Below are 12,205 nucleotides of genomic sequence, written 5' to 3' on the forward strand. Positions count from 1 at the left end.
CCCATTCCCCACAGCAGTGAAACCCTTCGCTACGTCAACTCCCAACTTCCCTTCCCTAGAGGGAGAGGGACTGGGGATCGCCATCGGGAACTGTCTCGCACTGGTCAGAAATACTCAAAGCAGAGGGAACAGCGATGGAATCTTTTGAGCCTTTACAGCGGTTTCTGCCCCAGGTTTGGTTTTTTATCCTGGGCCTATTCCTATTTCTCTACGTTCTGCTGGACGGGTTTGATCTGGGAGTTGGTATCCTCTCCCTGACGGCCTCCAGCGAGACGCGGCGCAGCATTCTCATGACCAGCTTGGGCAATGTTTGGGATGCCAACGAGACGTGGCTGGTGTTGATGGGGGGATCCCTATTTGGATCTTTTCCTCTCGCCTACGCCACCATTCTCAATGCCCTCTACATACCCTTGGTGATCATGGTGGTGGGCCTGATCTTGCGGGCCGTTTCCTTCGAGTTTCGGGAAAACGCCGACAACAAGTTGGTTTGGAACCTGGCCTTTGGAGTGGGCAGCTTTTTGGCAGCCTTGGGCCAGGGATTTGCCTTGGGCAGCGTCTTCGAAGGGATCCGCGTGGACGAAGCCGGCCACTTTGCCGGCAGCCCCTGGGATTGGCTGACCTGGCGCACGCTGTTGGTGGCTCTTACTTTGATCCAGGGCTATGTGTTAATCGGCTCAGCCTACCTAATCGTTAAGACCACCGGCGAGCTTCAGGAAACCTACTACAAGACGGCAACCATCGCCACCTGGACAACTTTACTGGGGGCAGTGTTTATCACCATCAGCACTCCTATCATGTCCGAGCAGGCGCGTGCTCAGCTTTTCTCGCCCCCTCTTTTCTACATCTTTGCTGCCATCCCAGTTCTGGGACTTTTGTTGGTGGCGTTGTTGCTGCGCAGCCTGCGCCGGCGGGAAGAAAATAGCGTTTTGGTTTACACTTTTTTGATCTTTGCGCTTTCTTTTATCGGCTTGGGGTTCATGGTCTTCCCCAACATCATCCCCCCCAGCGTCACCATCTACGAAGCGGCAGCCTCCCCCAGCTCGCTGGTGTTTATGCTCACCTTTATTGGCTTTCTGATCCCGGTTATCTTGTCCTACAACATCTACAACTACGTGGTGTTCCGGGGCAAGATCGTGGTGCAGGAAGTGGCGGCGGAAGAGGCCAAAGTTCCAGAGGCAGTTTAAGCTGGCCTGAGGATGCAGCAATAACCCCGCCCGGTGATGGGCGGGGCAATTTTTTAGGTGCAATCGAACGTCTACAGAGAAAGGCTGATACATTTACGCTGAACACTGCTGAGCATTACTGCTCAACGGTGAAGCGATAGCATTCTGTCCGTCTCCGAACAGAAAGGCGGTATCCCGCAAAGCCCTGAGCATAACACCCAGAGCGCCTTGCCAATCTCGTGGTAGCCTATGGTTGCACTTTGGGCATCTAAACACCTTTGCACCACCCAACTTAGTGTGGATGTGCCCGCACTTGGTACAGGTTTTGCTGGTGTACGCTTCCGATACTTCCACGACAACCACGTTTTTCTTCTTGGCTTGAAACTTCAGGAACTGCTTGAACCGGTAGTGCGCCCAGGTGAGCATCGCCCTTGCTGTCTTGCTACCAAACTTCCTCCCTGCCTTGGCAACCATCTTGGCTGACTCGAAAGTGGGGAGGAATATCAATCGGTAGTTATCCGTTAGGAACGCCGCTACCTTGCGATGGCACTCGTCCACCAAGTTCCTGATTCTCTCCCGCAGACGAAACGCCGCTTGCCGCATTCGCCTACGCTTGGGTCTCGGTGCTTTACTCAGCCTAGACTGCAGATCGTCTAGGTGGTAGCACAGCCGAGTGATTCTACCAAAGTCCCCCTTGGCGATATCTACAAAACCTGCTCTCACTCTCTCTTGAGCCATTGCCGGATCTGCTCGGCAGCTACATCGCGACCTCCCAACCCAAAAGCCAACGCCACCGCCACGGCAATCGCCCCCAGAACCAGACCAAAAGCCAACACCACAATGTCGGTGGCCACGCCCATCTGCTGCAGGGCCATGGCGCCAACAAAAACCAAGATAGCCACCCGCGCCGCCTGGGCCAGTACCCCTGAGGAAGGGCTACCCAAGCTCTTGATCATAGAGTGGGCCAAATTGGCCAAATAAAGACCGATCCCAAACACCAGGGCGCCGATGAGCACCCGACCGGAAATCAGCAACAGCCCCTGCACAATGTCGGTTAGGGCGGCAAACTGCAGCAACTCCACTGCCGGCACCGCCCCAAACAAGACCACGCCTACCCAGACCACCAAGCCGGCGATCTCGGAGGGAGTGCGACGTTTGGCAGCGGGATCCCCTTCAGGCTCAGGAGCAGCGGCCAGGGGCAAGCCCAGCCCCGCGACCAGACGGTCAAAACCCACCGCCTGCAGCAACTGGGTTACCAAGCTGGCCAAAAATTGCCCCAGCAAGTAAAAGACGGCCAGGATCAAAGCGGATCCCGCGATCAAGGGAATGGCCCGCAACACCTGCTCCAGCATCGCCACCGCCGGATCGGAGATGGCCCGAATTTCCAAGGCATTCAGCGCCGCAATCACCGCCGGGATCAACACCAAGACATACACCACCGTCCCGACGATCTGGGCCAACTGGGGAACGCCAAAGCGTGCCCCCAACCGATTTGCCCCTGCTGCCACCAACAAATTGGAGACGATCCCACGCACGATGCGGGCCAAAAACCAGCCCACTGCACCGATGATCAGCGCTCCCAAAATCCGCGGCACCATCGACAGCAACTGATCCAGCAGGTTTTGCACCGGCTGCAGCGGCCCCTGCAGGTTCAGGGTATCCAGGATGATCGGCAAAAAGAACAGCAGAATCAGCCAGTAAAGGGCATTGCCCAAAGTTTCATTCAGCAGGAAAGGGGTGACCTCTGTACCTCCCTCTTGGCCGGTCGGGGTTCCTTCTGCACCTGCCTCACCGGCAGTGCTTTCCTGCTGTAGAGGCCGGGCCAACTGCTCATCGAGGTTGAAACGCCGCAGCCCCTGGATGACTGCCAGCCGGGCAACTGTAGCCACCGCCCAGCCCACAGCCAGCAGCACCAGCGCCCCACCCACCCGTGGCAGATAAACGAAGATTTCCCCCAAAAACCTGTTGAGCGGATCGGAGACAGCTTGAAGCTGCAGGGCATTCAGTACCGCCACCAACACAAAAGCAAGAATCACCCAGTAGACGGCAGCGGCCACCCAGCGCTCCGTTTGGGGCAGCTTCTCGCCGGGCTTTTGGCCCAAAACCCAAGCAGCCAAGCGATTGTCCAGTTGCGTCCTTTTGAGCAGTCCTCTAACGCCGAAGGCTACTGCCATGGCCACTATCCAACCCAGAATTAAGATGGCAATCGCCGCAAGGAGATTGGGCATAAAATCGATAAGCCTAGACCAAAGACTGACGACAAAAGAGATGGCCTCATCTCCAATGGTGTTTCCAGAGGTGTCCATAATGATCCTCACAGCTTGAAAATGCTCAGGATGGACAGATAACAAGTGTAGGTTAACCTGAAGTGTTTTTTCAGGCAAGTTGGCCAAAGGGGGAATATGATATGAGAAATATATATTGAGGCAGAAATGTCGGATCTCGAAATAAAACTTCACATTCTATTAACCCAAGGGCTCCAGCCATCAGTCAAAGCTCCGATGGGCCATCGAACGGCAAGGATCGAATTCAAGTTGTTGATACCGCAGATTATAGCTTTTCCCCACCGAGCAGGAGCTTTGTAGATTAAGTCAGGATCTCTGTTGTGCGATGGATGCGGCTGCATTGGCTAGAGTCAGTGTTGCTGGGAGGAACTGTAGCGGGCAGTTTGCATCCACAGAATGAGAGCATTTTGATGACCTATATAAAGAATCAAACGGGCAATCGACACTCGGTCAATGGGTTGGATCCCCTGTAGCCTTGATATGCTTAGCCTATTGGCTTGCTCACTGTCTGACCTAAGGTGTATCCCGAAATACGTTTGCAGTTCTTCAATTTACAATTGATAGCCTTCTAAATCGGTTTCTTCCAATACACCAGCGCATCTTCTCCGTTGTAATACCCCTTGCGACGTCCCAGCCGTTGAAACCCTGCCGATTCGTACAGGCGGATTGCCGCTTGATTGGAAGCCTTTACCTCCAGAGTGGCCCAGCGGCAGCCTGCTGCTCTCGCTTGGTTCAGCAGTTCTTCCAGAATCCGCCGGCCCAAACCCTGTTGCCGGTGCTCGGGATCCACCGCCAGAGAGATGATATGTGCTTCTTCTTCAATACGCCAGAGAATGCCGAAGCCCACCAGCTCTTTTGTCGTCTGCGTCGGCGAAGTGGGGCCTGGAGAGGGAAGGGGAAACTCGGCTCGGCCCGAGCCACACGAAGCGCCAACGGCAGCGGGTTCCGCCACTACCCCAATCACCGTGCTTGTGGGTCGTTCCAGCTCCGCTCGATATCCCTGTTCTCCCCAGTATCCCCCATAGCACCGCCGATCCAGCTCCAGCAGTTGGGGCAGGGCAGTGATGTCCAACAGCTGCAGCCGATAACTCGTACCGCTCATGGTGGCCTAGTCTCGCAATTCGCAGAATTCCGCCAACAACAACTGCCCCAAGGGATCGTCATCGGGAGCCGCGTAGGGCAAGGCTCTGCGGCTGATGCTCAAGATGTTGCCCCCCGATTGGGGATGGTGCTCTGCACCGCTTTCGCGAACAGGCTTGAATTCGTAGTCGATCCCTTCGGTGAAGCCGGCTTCCTGTAGGTAGTCTTGGGCGGCTTTGAGGATCCCTTCTCGCAGTTGCGCTTTGACCGCAGGGGCCATGAGGTGGCGAACAAACCACTGGGCGCTGGCGGGATCCACCTCGGCCAGGTATTGGAGGGCAGGGGTCAACACAGCAGGGCGCTCTTGGGGGGAGAGGCGGTTGACCTGCTGAGCTACCGCGGGCACATCCCGCCGTTGCATGGCCTGGATCAGGGCTTGAATGTCTGGGGAGAAGGAGGGATCCGACACTTGGCTCATGGCTGGGGGTACCAGAGGGATTCGAGGGTGCGGACAAGGGCTGCTGCTTCGAAAGGAGAGGGAGCAGTCGGCAGACAGACGGTTACATGGCCCAGTTTTCGCCCTGGGCGGGCAGGGGTTTTGTGGTACCAATGCACCGTGGCATTGGGGAGCTGGGCCAGGCGCTGCCGCTTTTCTGGGTAATCGCCGGTGGCATGCTCATAGCCCAAGAGATTGACCATCACTGCCCCCGCACACTTGAGGGAGGGATCCCCCAAAGGCAGGCCGAGGATGGCCCGCAGGTGTTGCTCGAATTGTGAGGTGTGGCAGGCTTCTAGGGTGTAGTGGCCGGAATTGTGGACCCGCGGCGAGATTTCGTTGATCCAGATCCCGGCCTTGGGGTGGGTCGGCGGCACCCAGAACAGCTCGATGCCGAACACGCCAACTGCACCCAGTTTTTCCATCAGATCGGCTGCCAAGCGCCGGATCTCGGCCTCGGTGGTTGGGGGGATGCGGGCAGGCACCAGGACATGGCGGCAGACTTGCTCGATCTGCACAGTTTCCACCACCGGGTAAACCCGGATCTCTCCCTTCAGCCCCCGCGCCACCATCACCGCCAGCTCCCGCTCGAACGGGATCCATTCCTCCAGCAATAGCGGGATCCCCTCAGATTGGCTAAGGGCCTGCTGCAAAGCCGCTCGCTCGCGCAAGATGCAGGTGCCCTGCCCATCGTAGCCCTGTCGCCGTCGCTTGAGCACCACCGGAAAGCCCAGTCCAGCCAGGTCTGCCGAATCCAACACCGCCTCCAGCGGGAAGAAAGTCGGCACCGGCAACCCCAACCGCGCCAGGAACTGCCGTTGGTGCAACTTGTCCAGCAGCGGCTCTAGCGTGCTGAGGCTGGGACGAAAGCGGGATCCCTCCGGATCCAGTTTTTTCAGCTCCGGCAGAGGGATAAACTCGTTTTCAAAAGTAACCACCGGGCAGCGCTCCAACAACTGGGCCGTGGCCTGGCTGTCGGCTGTGGATCCCCAAACCACCCCATCGGCCACTGCCACCGCCGGATCGGTGGGAGCAGCAGCCTGCACCACCAGCGGGATCCCCATCTGGCGAGCTGCCAAGGCCAACATCTGCGCCAACTGCCCGCCGCCGATCACCCCCACAGGTTGGGATCTCTGGTCTTTTGAGGATACCTGGGTTTCCACAGCCGTACCGTTATACTGGGTGGTGGGCCGCTGTCCATTGCTTCTTGGATCCAGAACCCCATTATGGGACCCCTTGCCCTCCAGCGCTAGGAGAAAAACGGTGGAACCCTCTCAACCCTCTGAGCTGAGAGCTCTAATCAACCGGGCTTTGGCGGACAAAGTCTTGACTCGCGCCGAGCAACAGCAGATTCTCAGTGCCGTCATGGCCGATCAAGAAATTTCCCCAGAAGAGCACGAACTGCTGGAATCGATTGTGGAGCGCCTAAACAGTGGCGAGATCCGCGCTGTCGATTGAGCCCTGCCTTAAGACTGAGAGTGTCCCTAGGATTTTGGAGAATTGGATCCCAGTCTGTCCTTCGGCGCTGGGTATTCAGTCTGCAATGCTTGGGTCAATCCCGGTGGGTGGATCGCCTAGAATAATCCACAACCCACCTCTTTCTGCTGCCATGAGTTCTCACTCTTCAGATTGGTTCACGCGGGCTCGCCACATTTTTTACGGCACGGCCACCGCTCTGGTGGAGATCCTGCAAGACCCGGAAAAGCGCACCGAAAACCTCAACCGCCTTTCGATGGACTTGGGACAACTGGCGGCGGAGCTGGAGCAAAAGGGAGAGTTGATCGAGCAGGAGGCAGTTCGTTACGTTGAGAGTCTCAGGGATCCAGCCGCCAACGCCCCCTCGGCAAGTCCTGACTCTGAAGCGCCTGTCGAGAATGCTCCCCCGACACCAGCTTCCTCCCCCAACAAGCCGGCTATCTCCAGAGAAGAGATGACTGAGTTGATGGAGCTGATCCATCAGATTGAGTCCTTGCGCCTGGATTTGGAGCGGTTGCGCACCTCGTCCTGAGTCCTGTGCGGTTCGATATCCTTACCCTTTTCCCCGAATTTTTTGAAACGCCGCTGCGCATTGGGCTGGTGGGCAAAGCCCTACAGCAGGGGATCGCCGAAGTCCACTGCACCAATCCACGCGACTTCGCCACCGATAAGCACCGCCGTGTCGATGATGAGCCCTACGGGGGTGGGGTGGGCATGGTGCTCAAGCCAGAGCCTTTCTTCGCTGCTGTCGCCTCCCTGCCCCGGTTGGATCCCTGCGAGATCATTCTGCTGACGCCCCAGGGGCAACCGCTAAACCAGGCGCTGCTGCAGGAGCTGGCCCAGAAGGCGCAGCTGATCCTGCTGTGTGGCCAGTACGAAGGCTTTGACGAACGCATCCGACAATACCTGGCCACCCGCGAGGTGTCGCTGGGGGATTTTGTCCTGACCGGGGGGGAAATTCCGGCGCTGGCCCTGATCAACGGCGTGGTGCGGCTCTTGCCGGGCACCGTAGGCAAGGTAGACTCGTTAAAGAGGGAAAGCTTCGAGGCGGGGCTGCTGGACTATCCTCAGTACACCCGCCCGCCAGAGTTTCAGGGGTACAAGGTGCCGCCGGTACTCCTCTCAGGCGACCATCAAGCCATTGCCCGTTGGCGTCTGCAGCAGCAGCTGGTTCGAACCTGGCAAAGGCGGCCAGACCTGTTGGCCAAGCGCCCCTTGACCGCCGAAGAGCAGCAGTTGTTGGTAGAGGGGCTGGCGGAGCAGCACCCTCGTGTAAACGAAGCGGAGAAATAAATCATGCTCGGCAAGCTTCTCAACCGTCTCCTGAATCCATCGCCCGTCTGCTGGCGTGGGATCCCCTCGCCCCCAGTGCTGCTTCTGGTGGGAATGGCCTTGAGCTCGGTTCTGAGCGGTTCTGGGGTGGCCCTGGCCCAAAGCGGAAGTGTCAACGATGCCATTCGCCGCGACAGCAATCCCCCTCTGTTGGATGGCACCAGCATCAACGTCAACGATCTCTTCCGGGCTGCCGACTTCCTCTCCCGCCAGAATGCTGCTTCCCGCTGGGACGGCAAGGCCAGCGTTGATGCTGCTGTGGAGCAATTTAACCAATCCCGCCGCCGCTCCCTCCCGCTTTCTCCCGGTTCCTTGGCACCTGAGCCCACCCCCACTCCCTAAGGTTGGATCCCATTCCCGGTAAATCTGTTAGGATCGCAAAGCCGATCCCGTGCCTGCTGAAATGCGGTACACCGTTTTCGGGATCCATTAGGAGAACACCGCCGTGGTTAAGAGCACCCCCTCCAGCAAAGCCGATACGGAACAGCGTTTGGATCCCGCCAGCCGGGGTCACTCCAAAGACAGTTCCACCGCACCCAAAGGGATCCTGGGTTTTATTCAAGAGACCCGTGTGGAATTGGGCAAGATTGTTTGGCCGAGCCGCCGGCAATTGATCGGTGAGTCCGTAGGAGTCTTACTGATTGTGTTGGCTTTTGCTTCCTTCATCTACCTGGTCGATCAAGTGTTTGCTTGGGTAGCCACTCAGCTGTTCTTGTGATGTTCTGTCCTGAGGGGCAAGAGAGTCATGTTCAAGGATGGCTACAGGGAGGATGTGAGGTGATGAGGCCAGAGCAGCAGCGAAAACGTCGTGGGGGCCGTGTGGAGCACTTTGAGCCTGCAGACGCGATCCCGGAACCAGACGAGGGGGAAGGTCAAGAGCGTCGTAACCTGCGCTGGTACGCCGTGCAGGTGGCCTCAGGCTGCGAGAACAAAGTGAAGAGCACCCTGATGCAACGGGCGGCTGCTTTGGATGTGGCGGATCAAATTGTCGAGGTGGTGATCCCGAAGCGGACGGGCTTCAAGCTGGATCGAACCGGCAAGCGCCAGGAGCAAGAGGAGAAGATTTTTCCCGGCTATGTCCTGGTGCGCATGGACATGAACGACGACACTTGGATGGTGGTGAAAACAACCCCCAATGTGATCAACTTTGTTGGCACGGAAGAAAAACGGGCCTACGGTCGTGGTCGGGGGCATGTTACGCCGCGTCCCCTCAGCCAAAGTGAGGTGCAGCGCATCTTCAGCAGCGTCGAGGTGGAGGAAGTGCCCCTCAAAATCGACATGGCCCCTGGCGATCGCATCGAGGTGCTATCCGGCCCCTTCCAGGGTTTCTACGGCGAGGTGGTGGAGGTCAGCCCAGAACGGGGCAAGCTCAAGGCGTTGATCTCGATTTTCGGGCGCGATACCCCGGTAGAATTAGAGTTTGGTCAAGTGCGAAAAGAGGTGTAACTGCGTTTCATGGCTAAGAAGTTGGTGGCCGTGGTCAAGTTGGCCATTCAGGCGGGCAAGGCCACCCCCGCTCCCCCCATTGGCCCAGCCTTGGGTCAACACGGGGTCAACATCATGGCCTTTTGTAAGGAGTACAACGCCAAGACGGCGGATCAGGCCGGGATGGTGGTGCCTGTTGAAATCTCCATCTTCGAGGATCGCAGCTTTACCTTCGTCCTCAAGACGCCGCCAGCTTCGGTGTTGATCAAGAAGGCTCTGGGCATTGAGTCTGGCTCCAGCGAGCCCCACAAAACCAAGGTGGGATCCCTGACCCGAGCTCAACTGCGCCAGATCGCCGAGCAGAAGCTGCCGGATTTGAATGCCCACGATGTGGAGGCGGCCATGAAAATTATTGCCGGAACTGCTCGCAGCATGGGGGTGACGGTAGTGGATTGATGGAGGGATCCCTTGCCCGGTCTGAGGTGTTCACGGTCTTGAAAAAGTTGTTCTAGCAAACCACTGTGGGGGAGAGAAGTTCTCGTCAGTACCCCGAGGAGAAACGATGGCTCGAAAGCTTTCCAAACGTATGCAGGCTTTGCGGGAGAAGGTGAAGCCCATTGCCTATGCTCCCGAAGCGGCTTTGGCCCTGATGAAAGAGACGGCCACCGCCAAATTTGAAGAGGCGGCAGAGGTTCACATCCGCCTGGGGATCGACCCCAAGTACGCCGACCAACAACTGCGCACCACTGTAGTCTTGCCCAGGGGCACCGGCCAAGAGATCCGGGTGGCGGTGATTGCCCGCGGCGAGAAAGTGGTGGAGGCCCAAAATGCAGGGGCGGATCGGGTTGGATATGAAGACCTGATCGAGGAAATCAGCAAGGGCATGATGGATTTTGACCTTCTGATCGCCACCCCCGATGTGATGCCCCAAGTGGCCAAGCTGGGGCGGCTGTTGGGGCCGCGCGGCCTCATGCCCTCTCCCAAGGGGGGAACGGTAACCATGGATCTGGCCCAAGCGATTAAGGAGTTCAAGGCCGGCAAGCTGGAGTACCGGGCAGATCGCACCGGCATTGTGCATTTGATCTTCGGCAAGTGCAAGTTCCCCGTCGAAGCTCTGCTGGAGAACCTAAAAGCGGTGCAGGAGTCCATCGATCGCAACCGTCCTTCTGGAGCCAAGGGCAAGTATTGGCGAACCCTACACGTTTCTGCTACAATGGGGCCCTCGATTGAGGTTGATATCAATGCCCTGCGGGAGCTGAAGTTGGCAACTTAAGCCTTGCTTCGGTGCCGCGATGGGTTGAGAAGAGTTTGAGTGGGTGAATTTGGAGGAGGATCCCGGCAGAGCGTTTTTCCCCAGTTGAATAGCAAGCCGAAGACAGCAGGTGCCCGCGGGCTTAATGTCCTGCCGAGGTTTGAGCGAAGTTCAAAGGGATCCCTTCTTGGATCGCTTTTGATGGTGCGCTTATCTCCATGCGTCTCGGCTACGGCTGGGGCGCATTCTGTTTGGTAGAACCCAGATTCACCACCCGTTCAACCCTGGGTGACCATTGACAACAAAGGAGGTGAGCGCATGGGCAAGCAACCTTTAGCGAAGAAAGCGGAGATCGTCGATAAAGTCCGATCCCTGCTGCAGGCCAGCCAAATGGTGCTGGTGATCGACTACAAGGGGCTGACCGTTGCGGAGATGGACCAACTGCGGGCAGAGCTGCGCAAGTCGGATTCGGTTTGCATGGTTGTTAAGAATACCCTGATGCGGCGAGCCATCGCCGACCAAAAAGCTTGGGCAGGGATCATTCCCTTTTTGGCGGGGCCGACGGCCTTTATCTTGATTCGGGGCGATATTTCAGCCGCCCTGAAGGCGTATCAGGATTTTGCCAAGCAAACCAAGAAAACCGAGTTCCGCGGTGCCGGCATTGAAGGGCTATCCCTGACCTTGGAGCAGGCCAAGGCCATCGCCGAGCTACCGCCCAAGGAAGTGCTCATGGCCCAAGTGGCGGGCAGCCTCAAGTCGGTGGCCACCGGCCTGGCGGTCGGGCTCAATGCTGTGCCCACGCAAGTGGCGCGCGGTATCCACGAGATCCCAGCCTCTCTGGGGCGGGCCATCCGGGCCATTGCCGACAAGGAGGCCGCATAAAGGGCTTCAGTTCATCAGCCCAAACCTGTGTATCGATTCTGTTACCCCCAAGGAGAAACCATCATGTCTTCAGAGCGCGTTGCAAAGATTTTGGAAGAGTTGAAAGCCTTGAGCTTGCTGGAAGCTTCCGAGCTGGTGAAAGCCATCGAGGAAACCTTTGGCGTCAGTGCAGCAGCCCCAGCCGGCGGTATGGTCATGGCAGCTCCTGTGGCAGCGGCGGCGGCAGCTCCGGCGGCAGCCCCTGAGCCGGTGGAAGAGCAAACTGCCTTTGATGTCATCCTCGAGGCTGTGCCAGCCGACAAGAAGATCGCCATCCTCAAGGTGGTGCGCGAGTTGACCGGCTTGGGTCTGAAGGATGCCAAAGATCTGGTCGAGGCGGCTCCCAAACCCGTCAAAGAAGGGGTTGCCAAAGAGGAAGCCAACGACATCAAGAAGAAGCTGGAAGAAGCCGGCGCTACCGTCAAGATCAAGTAGTTCAAGTTACGGGGAAAGCGCTTCTTTCTGGTCTAACGAGAAATCCAATCGAGACACTCAAACCCAAGAAGGGGGGCTGCTTCGGCCCCTCTTTTGGGTCTGCCCGACCATTGGCGTGAGTTCAGGATCCCTGCTCCGCCGCGCTTCCACCTCTCCGTGAGCTTTCAAGAGGGCAGCCAGCTTGCGACGCATGACGATGCTGGGTTTATCGGTAAACATGTGCTGCTCCGCCTTGATATCGAGGGGAACGTCATAGTCGGTGCTTTCCAGAACCCGTTGATCCTCAAGGGTCACCTGCCGATCGAAGGCGATGATACTCTCAGCTAGAAATCGCAGGAGC

Annotated in this window: 15 protein-coding genes, 2 pseudogenes and 1 other annotated feature; of the genes and pseudogenes, 11 read left to right on the plus strand and 6 right to left on the minus strand. The window is 57.7% G+C overall.

Features of this window, described 5'->3' with window-relative positions:
• Window positions 1-134 precede the first annotated feature (134 nt).
• A complete protein-coding gene (gene cydB, locus ACVWXZ_RS01425) occupies window positions 135-1,184 on the plus strand; it encodes a cytochrome d ubiquinol oxidase subunit II (RefSeq protein WP_011432837.1) in 1,050 nt (349 codons plus the stop codon).
• Window positions 1,185-1,277: 93 nt separating this feature from the next.
• Here cydB and ACVWXZ_RS01430 read toward each other — a convergent pair.
• The 5 genes and pseudogenes from ACVWXZ_RS01430 to ACVWXZ_RS01450 all read right to left on the minus strand — a co-directional run.
• Window positions 1,278-1,880 (minus strand): annotated as a pseudogene (locus tag ACVWXZ_RS01430) (zinc ribbon domain-containing protein); the annotation flags it as partial.
• Window positions 1,881-1,882: 2 nt separating this feature from the next.
• Window positions 1,883-3,469 carry a mechanosensitive ion channel gene (locus tag ACVWXZ_RS01435; RefSeq protein ID WP_457403574.1) on the minus strand — a complete coding sequence of 529 codons (1,587 nt, stop codon included), beginning with the start codon at window positions 3,467-3,469 and terminating at the stop codon, window positions 1,883-1,885.
• A 547-nt stretch (window positions 3,470-4,016) separates the two neighbouring features.
• The gene (gene rimI, locus ACVWXZ_RS01440; RefSeq protein WP_457482046.1) at window positions 4,017-4,550 is read right to left on the minus strand and encodes a ribosomal protein S18-alanine N-acetyltransferase; all 534 of its coding nucleotides are present in this window, start codon (window positions 4,548-4,550) and stop codon (window positions 4,017-4,019) included.
• A 6-nt stretch (window positions 4,551-4,556) separates the two neighbouring features.
• Entirely contained in the window at window positions 4,557-5,006 is a 450-nt protein-coding gene (locus tag ACVWXZ_RS01445; protein ID WP_457482047.1) for a hypothetical protein, read from the minus strand.
• Window positions 5,003-6,187, minus strand: coding sequence for a 5-(carboxyamino)imidazole ribonucleotide synthase (locus tag ACVWXZ_RS01450; protein ID WP_457482048.1), 1,185 nt, complete (start codon window positions 6,185-6,187; stop codon window positions 5,003-5,005). Before ACVWXZ_RS01450 ends, ACVWXZ_RS01445 begins: the two co-directional genes overlap by 4 nt.
• Before the next feature lie 100 nt (window positions 6,188-6,287).
• On the opposite strand from ACVWXZ_RS01450, the gene ACVWXZ_RS01455 reads away from it, so the two are divergent.
• The 10 genes from ACVWXZ_RS01455 (at window position 6,288) to rplL (ending at window position 11,865) form a co-directional block, all read left to right on the plus strand.
• Entirely contained in the window at window positions 6,288-6,482 is a 195-nt protein-coding gene (locus ACVWXZ_RS01455) for a hypothetical protein (RefSeq protein ID WP_414329471.1), read from the plus strand.
• A gap of 151 nt (window positions 6,483-6,633) precedes the next feature.
• Window positions 6,634-7,032 carry a hypothetical protein gene (locus tag ACVWXZ_RS01460; protein ID WP_457482049.1) on the plus strand — a complete coding sequence of 133 codons (399 nt, stop codon included), beginning with the start codon at window positions 6,634-6,636 and terminating at the stop codon, window positions 7,030-7,032.
• 5 nt (window positions 7,033-7,037) lie between these two features.
• Window positions 7,038-7,793, plus strand: coding sequence for a tRNA (guanosine(37)-N1)-methyltransferase TrmD (trmD, locus tag ACVWXZ_RS01465; protein WP_414342776.1), 756 nt, complete (start codon window positions 7,038-7,040; stop codon window positions 7,791-7,793).
• A gap of 3 nt (window positions 7,794-7,796) precedes the next feature.
• The gene (locus ACVWXZ_RS01470) at window positions 7,797-8,174 is read left to right on the plus strand and encodes a hypothetical protein (protein ID WP_414351005.1); all 378 of its coding nucleotides are present in this window, start codon (window positions 7,797-7,799) and stop codon (window positions 8,172-8,174) included.
• 103 nt (window positions 8,175-8,277) lie between these two features.
• On the plus strand, window positions 8,278-8,550 hold the full coding sequence (gene secE / locus ACVWXZ_RS01475) for a preprotein translocase subunit SecE (protein WP_457482050.1): 273 nt from the start codon (window positions 8,278-8,280) through the stop codon (window positions 8,548-8,550).
• A 62-nt stretch (window positions 8,551-8,612) separates the two neighbouring features.
• On the plus strand, window positions 8,613-9,278 hold the full coding sequence (nusG, locus tag ACVWXZ_RS01480) for a transcription termination/antitermination protein NusG (RefSeq protein WP_414342805.1): 666 nt from the start codon (window positions 8,613-8,615) through the stop codon (window positions 9,276-9,278).
• Between the two features lie 9 nt (window positions 9,279-9,287).
• Complete coding sequence (gene rplK / locus ACVWXZ_RS01485; RefSeq protein WP_011432849.1) at window positions 9,288-9,713, plus strand: 50S ribosomal protein L11; 426 nt, start codon at window positions 9,288-9,290, stop codon at window positions 9,711-9,713.
• A gap of 106 nt (window positions 9,714-9,819) precedes the next feature.
• Window positions 9,820-10,530 carry a 50S ribosomal protein L1 gene (rplA, locus tag ACVWXZ_RS01490; RefSeq protein WP_011432850.1) on the plus strand — a complete coding sequence of 237 codons (711 nt, stop codon included), beginning with the start codon at window positions 9,820-9,822 and terminating at the stop codon, window positions 10,528-10,530.
• 78 nt (window positions 10,531-10,608) lie between these two features.
• Window positions 10,609-10,768, plus strand: a sequence feature (ribosomal protein L10 leader region).
• A gap of 59 nt (window positions 10,769-10,827) precedes the next feature.
• A complete protein-coding gene (rplJ, locus tag ACVWXZ_RS01495) occupies window positions 10,828-11,391 on the plus strand; it encodes a 50S ribosomal protein L10 (protein WP_011432851.1) in 564 nt (187 codons plus the stop codon).
• 63 nt (window positions 11,392-11,454) lie between these two features.
• Window positions 11,455-11,865: a 50S ribosomal protein L7/L12 gene (gene rplL / locus ACVWXZ_RS01500; protein ID WP_414329114.1), complete on the plus strand. Its 411-nt coding sequence runs from the start codon at window positions 11,455-11,457 to the stop codon at window positions 11,863-11,865.
• Between the two features lie 57 nt (window positions 11,866-11,922).
• On the opposite strand, the pseudogene ACVWXZ_RS01505 reads toward rplL, so the two are convergent.
• A pseudogene (locus ACVWXZ_RS01505) lies at window positions 11,923-12,189 on the minus strand (hypothetical protein); the annotation flags it as partial.
• Between the last annotated feature and the right edge of the window lie 16 nt (window positions 12,190-12,205).

Source organism: Thermostichus sp. MS-CIW-38 (genome assembly GCF_054058415.1).

Coding starts and splice junctions, on each gene's coding strand:
- cydB (WP_011432837.1), top strand. CDS start 135: ATGGAATCTTTTGAGCCTTTACAGCGGTTTCTGCCCCAGGTTTGGTTT.
- ACVWXZ_RS01435 (WP_457403574.1), bottom strand. CDS start 3,469: ATGGACACCTCTGGAAACACCATTGGAGATGAGGCCATCTCTTTTGTC.
- rimI (WP_457482046.1), bottom strand. CDS start 4,550: ATGAGCGGTACGAGTTATCGGCTGCAGCTGTTGGACATCACTGCCCTG.
- ACVWXZ_RS01445 (WP_457482047.1), bottom strand. CDS start 5,006: ATGAGCCAAGTGTCGGATCCCTCCTTCTCCCCAGACATTCAAGCCCTG.
- ACVWXZ_RS01460 (WP_457482049.1), top strand. CDS start 6,634: ATGAGTTCTCACTCTTCAGATTGGTTCACGCGGGCTCGCCACATTTTT.
- ACVWXZ_RS01470 (WP_414351005.1), top strand. CDS start 7,797: ATGCTCGGCAAGCTTCTCAACCGTCTCCTGAATCCATCGCCCGTCTGC.
- nusG (WP_414342805.1), top strand. CDS start 8,613: ATGAGGCCAGAGCAGCAGCGAAAACGTCGTGGGGGCCGTGTGGAGCAC.
- rplK (WP_011432849.1), top strand. CDS start 9,288: ATGGCTAAGAAGTTGGTGGCCGTGGTCAAGTTGGCCATTCAGGCGGGC.
- rplA (WP_011432850.1), top strand. CDS start 9,820: ATGGCTCGAAAGCTTTCCAAACGTATGCAGGCTTTGCGGGAGAAGGTG.
- rplJ (WP_011432851.1), top strand. CDS start 10,828: ATGGGCAAGCAACCTTTAGCGAAGAAAGCGGAGATCGTCGATAAAGTC.
- rplL (WP_414329114.1), top strand. CDS start 11,455: ATGTCTTCAGAGCGCGTTGCAAAGATTTTGGAAGAGTTGAAAGCCTTG.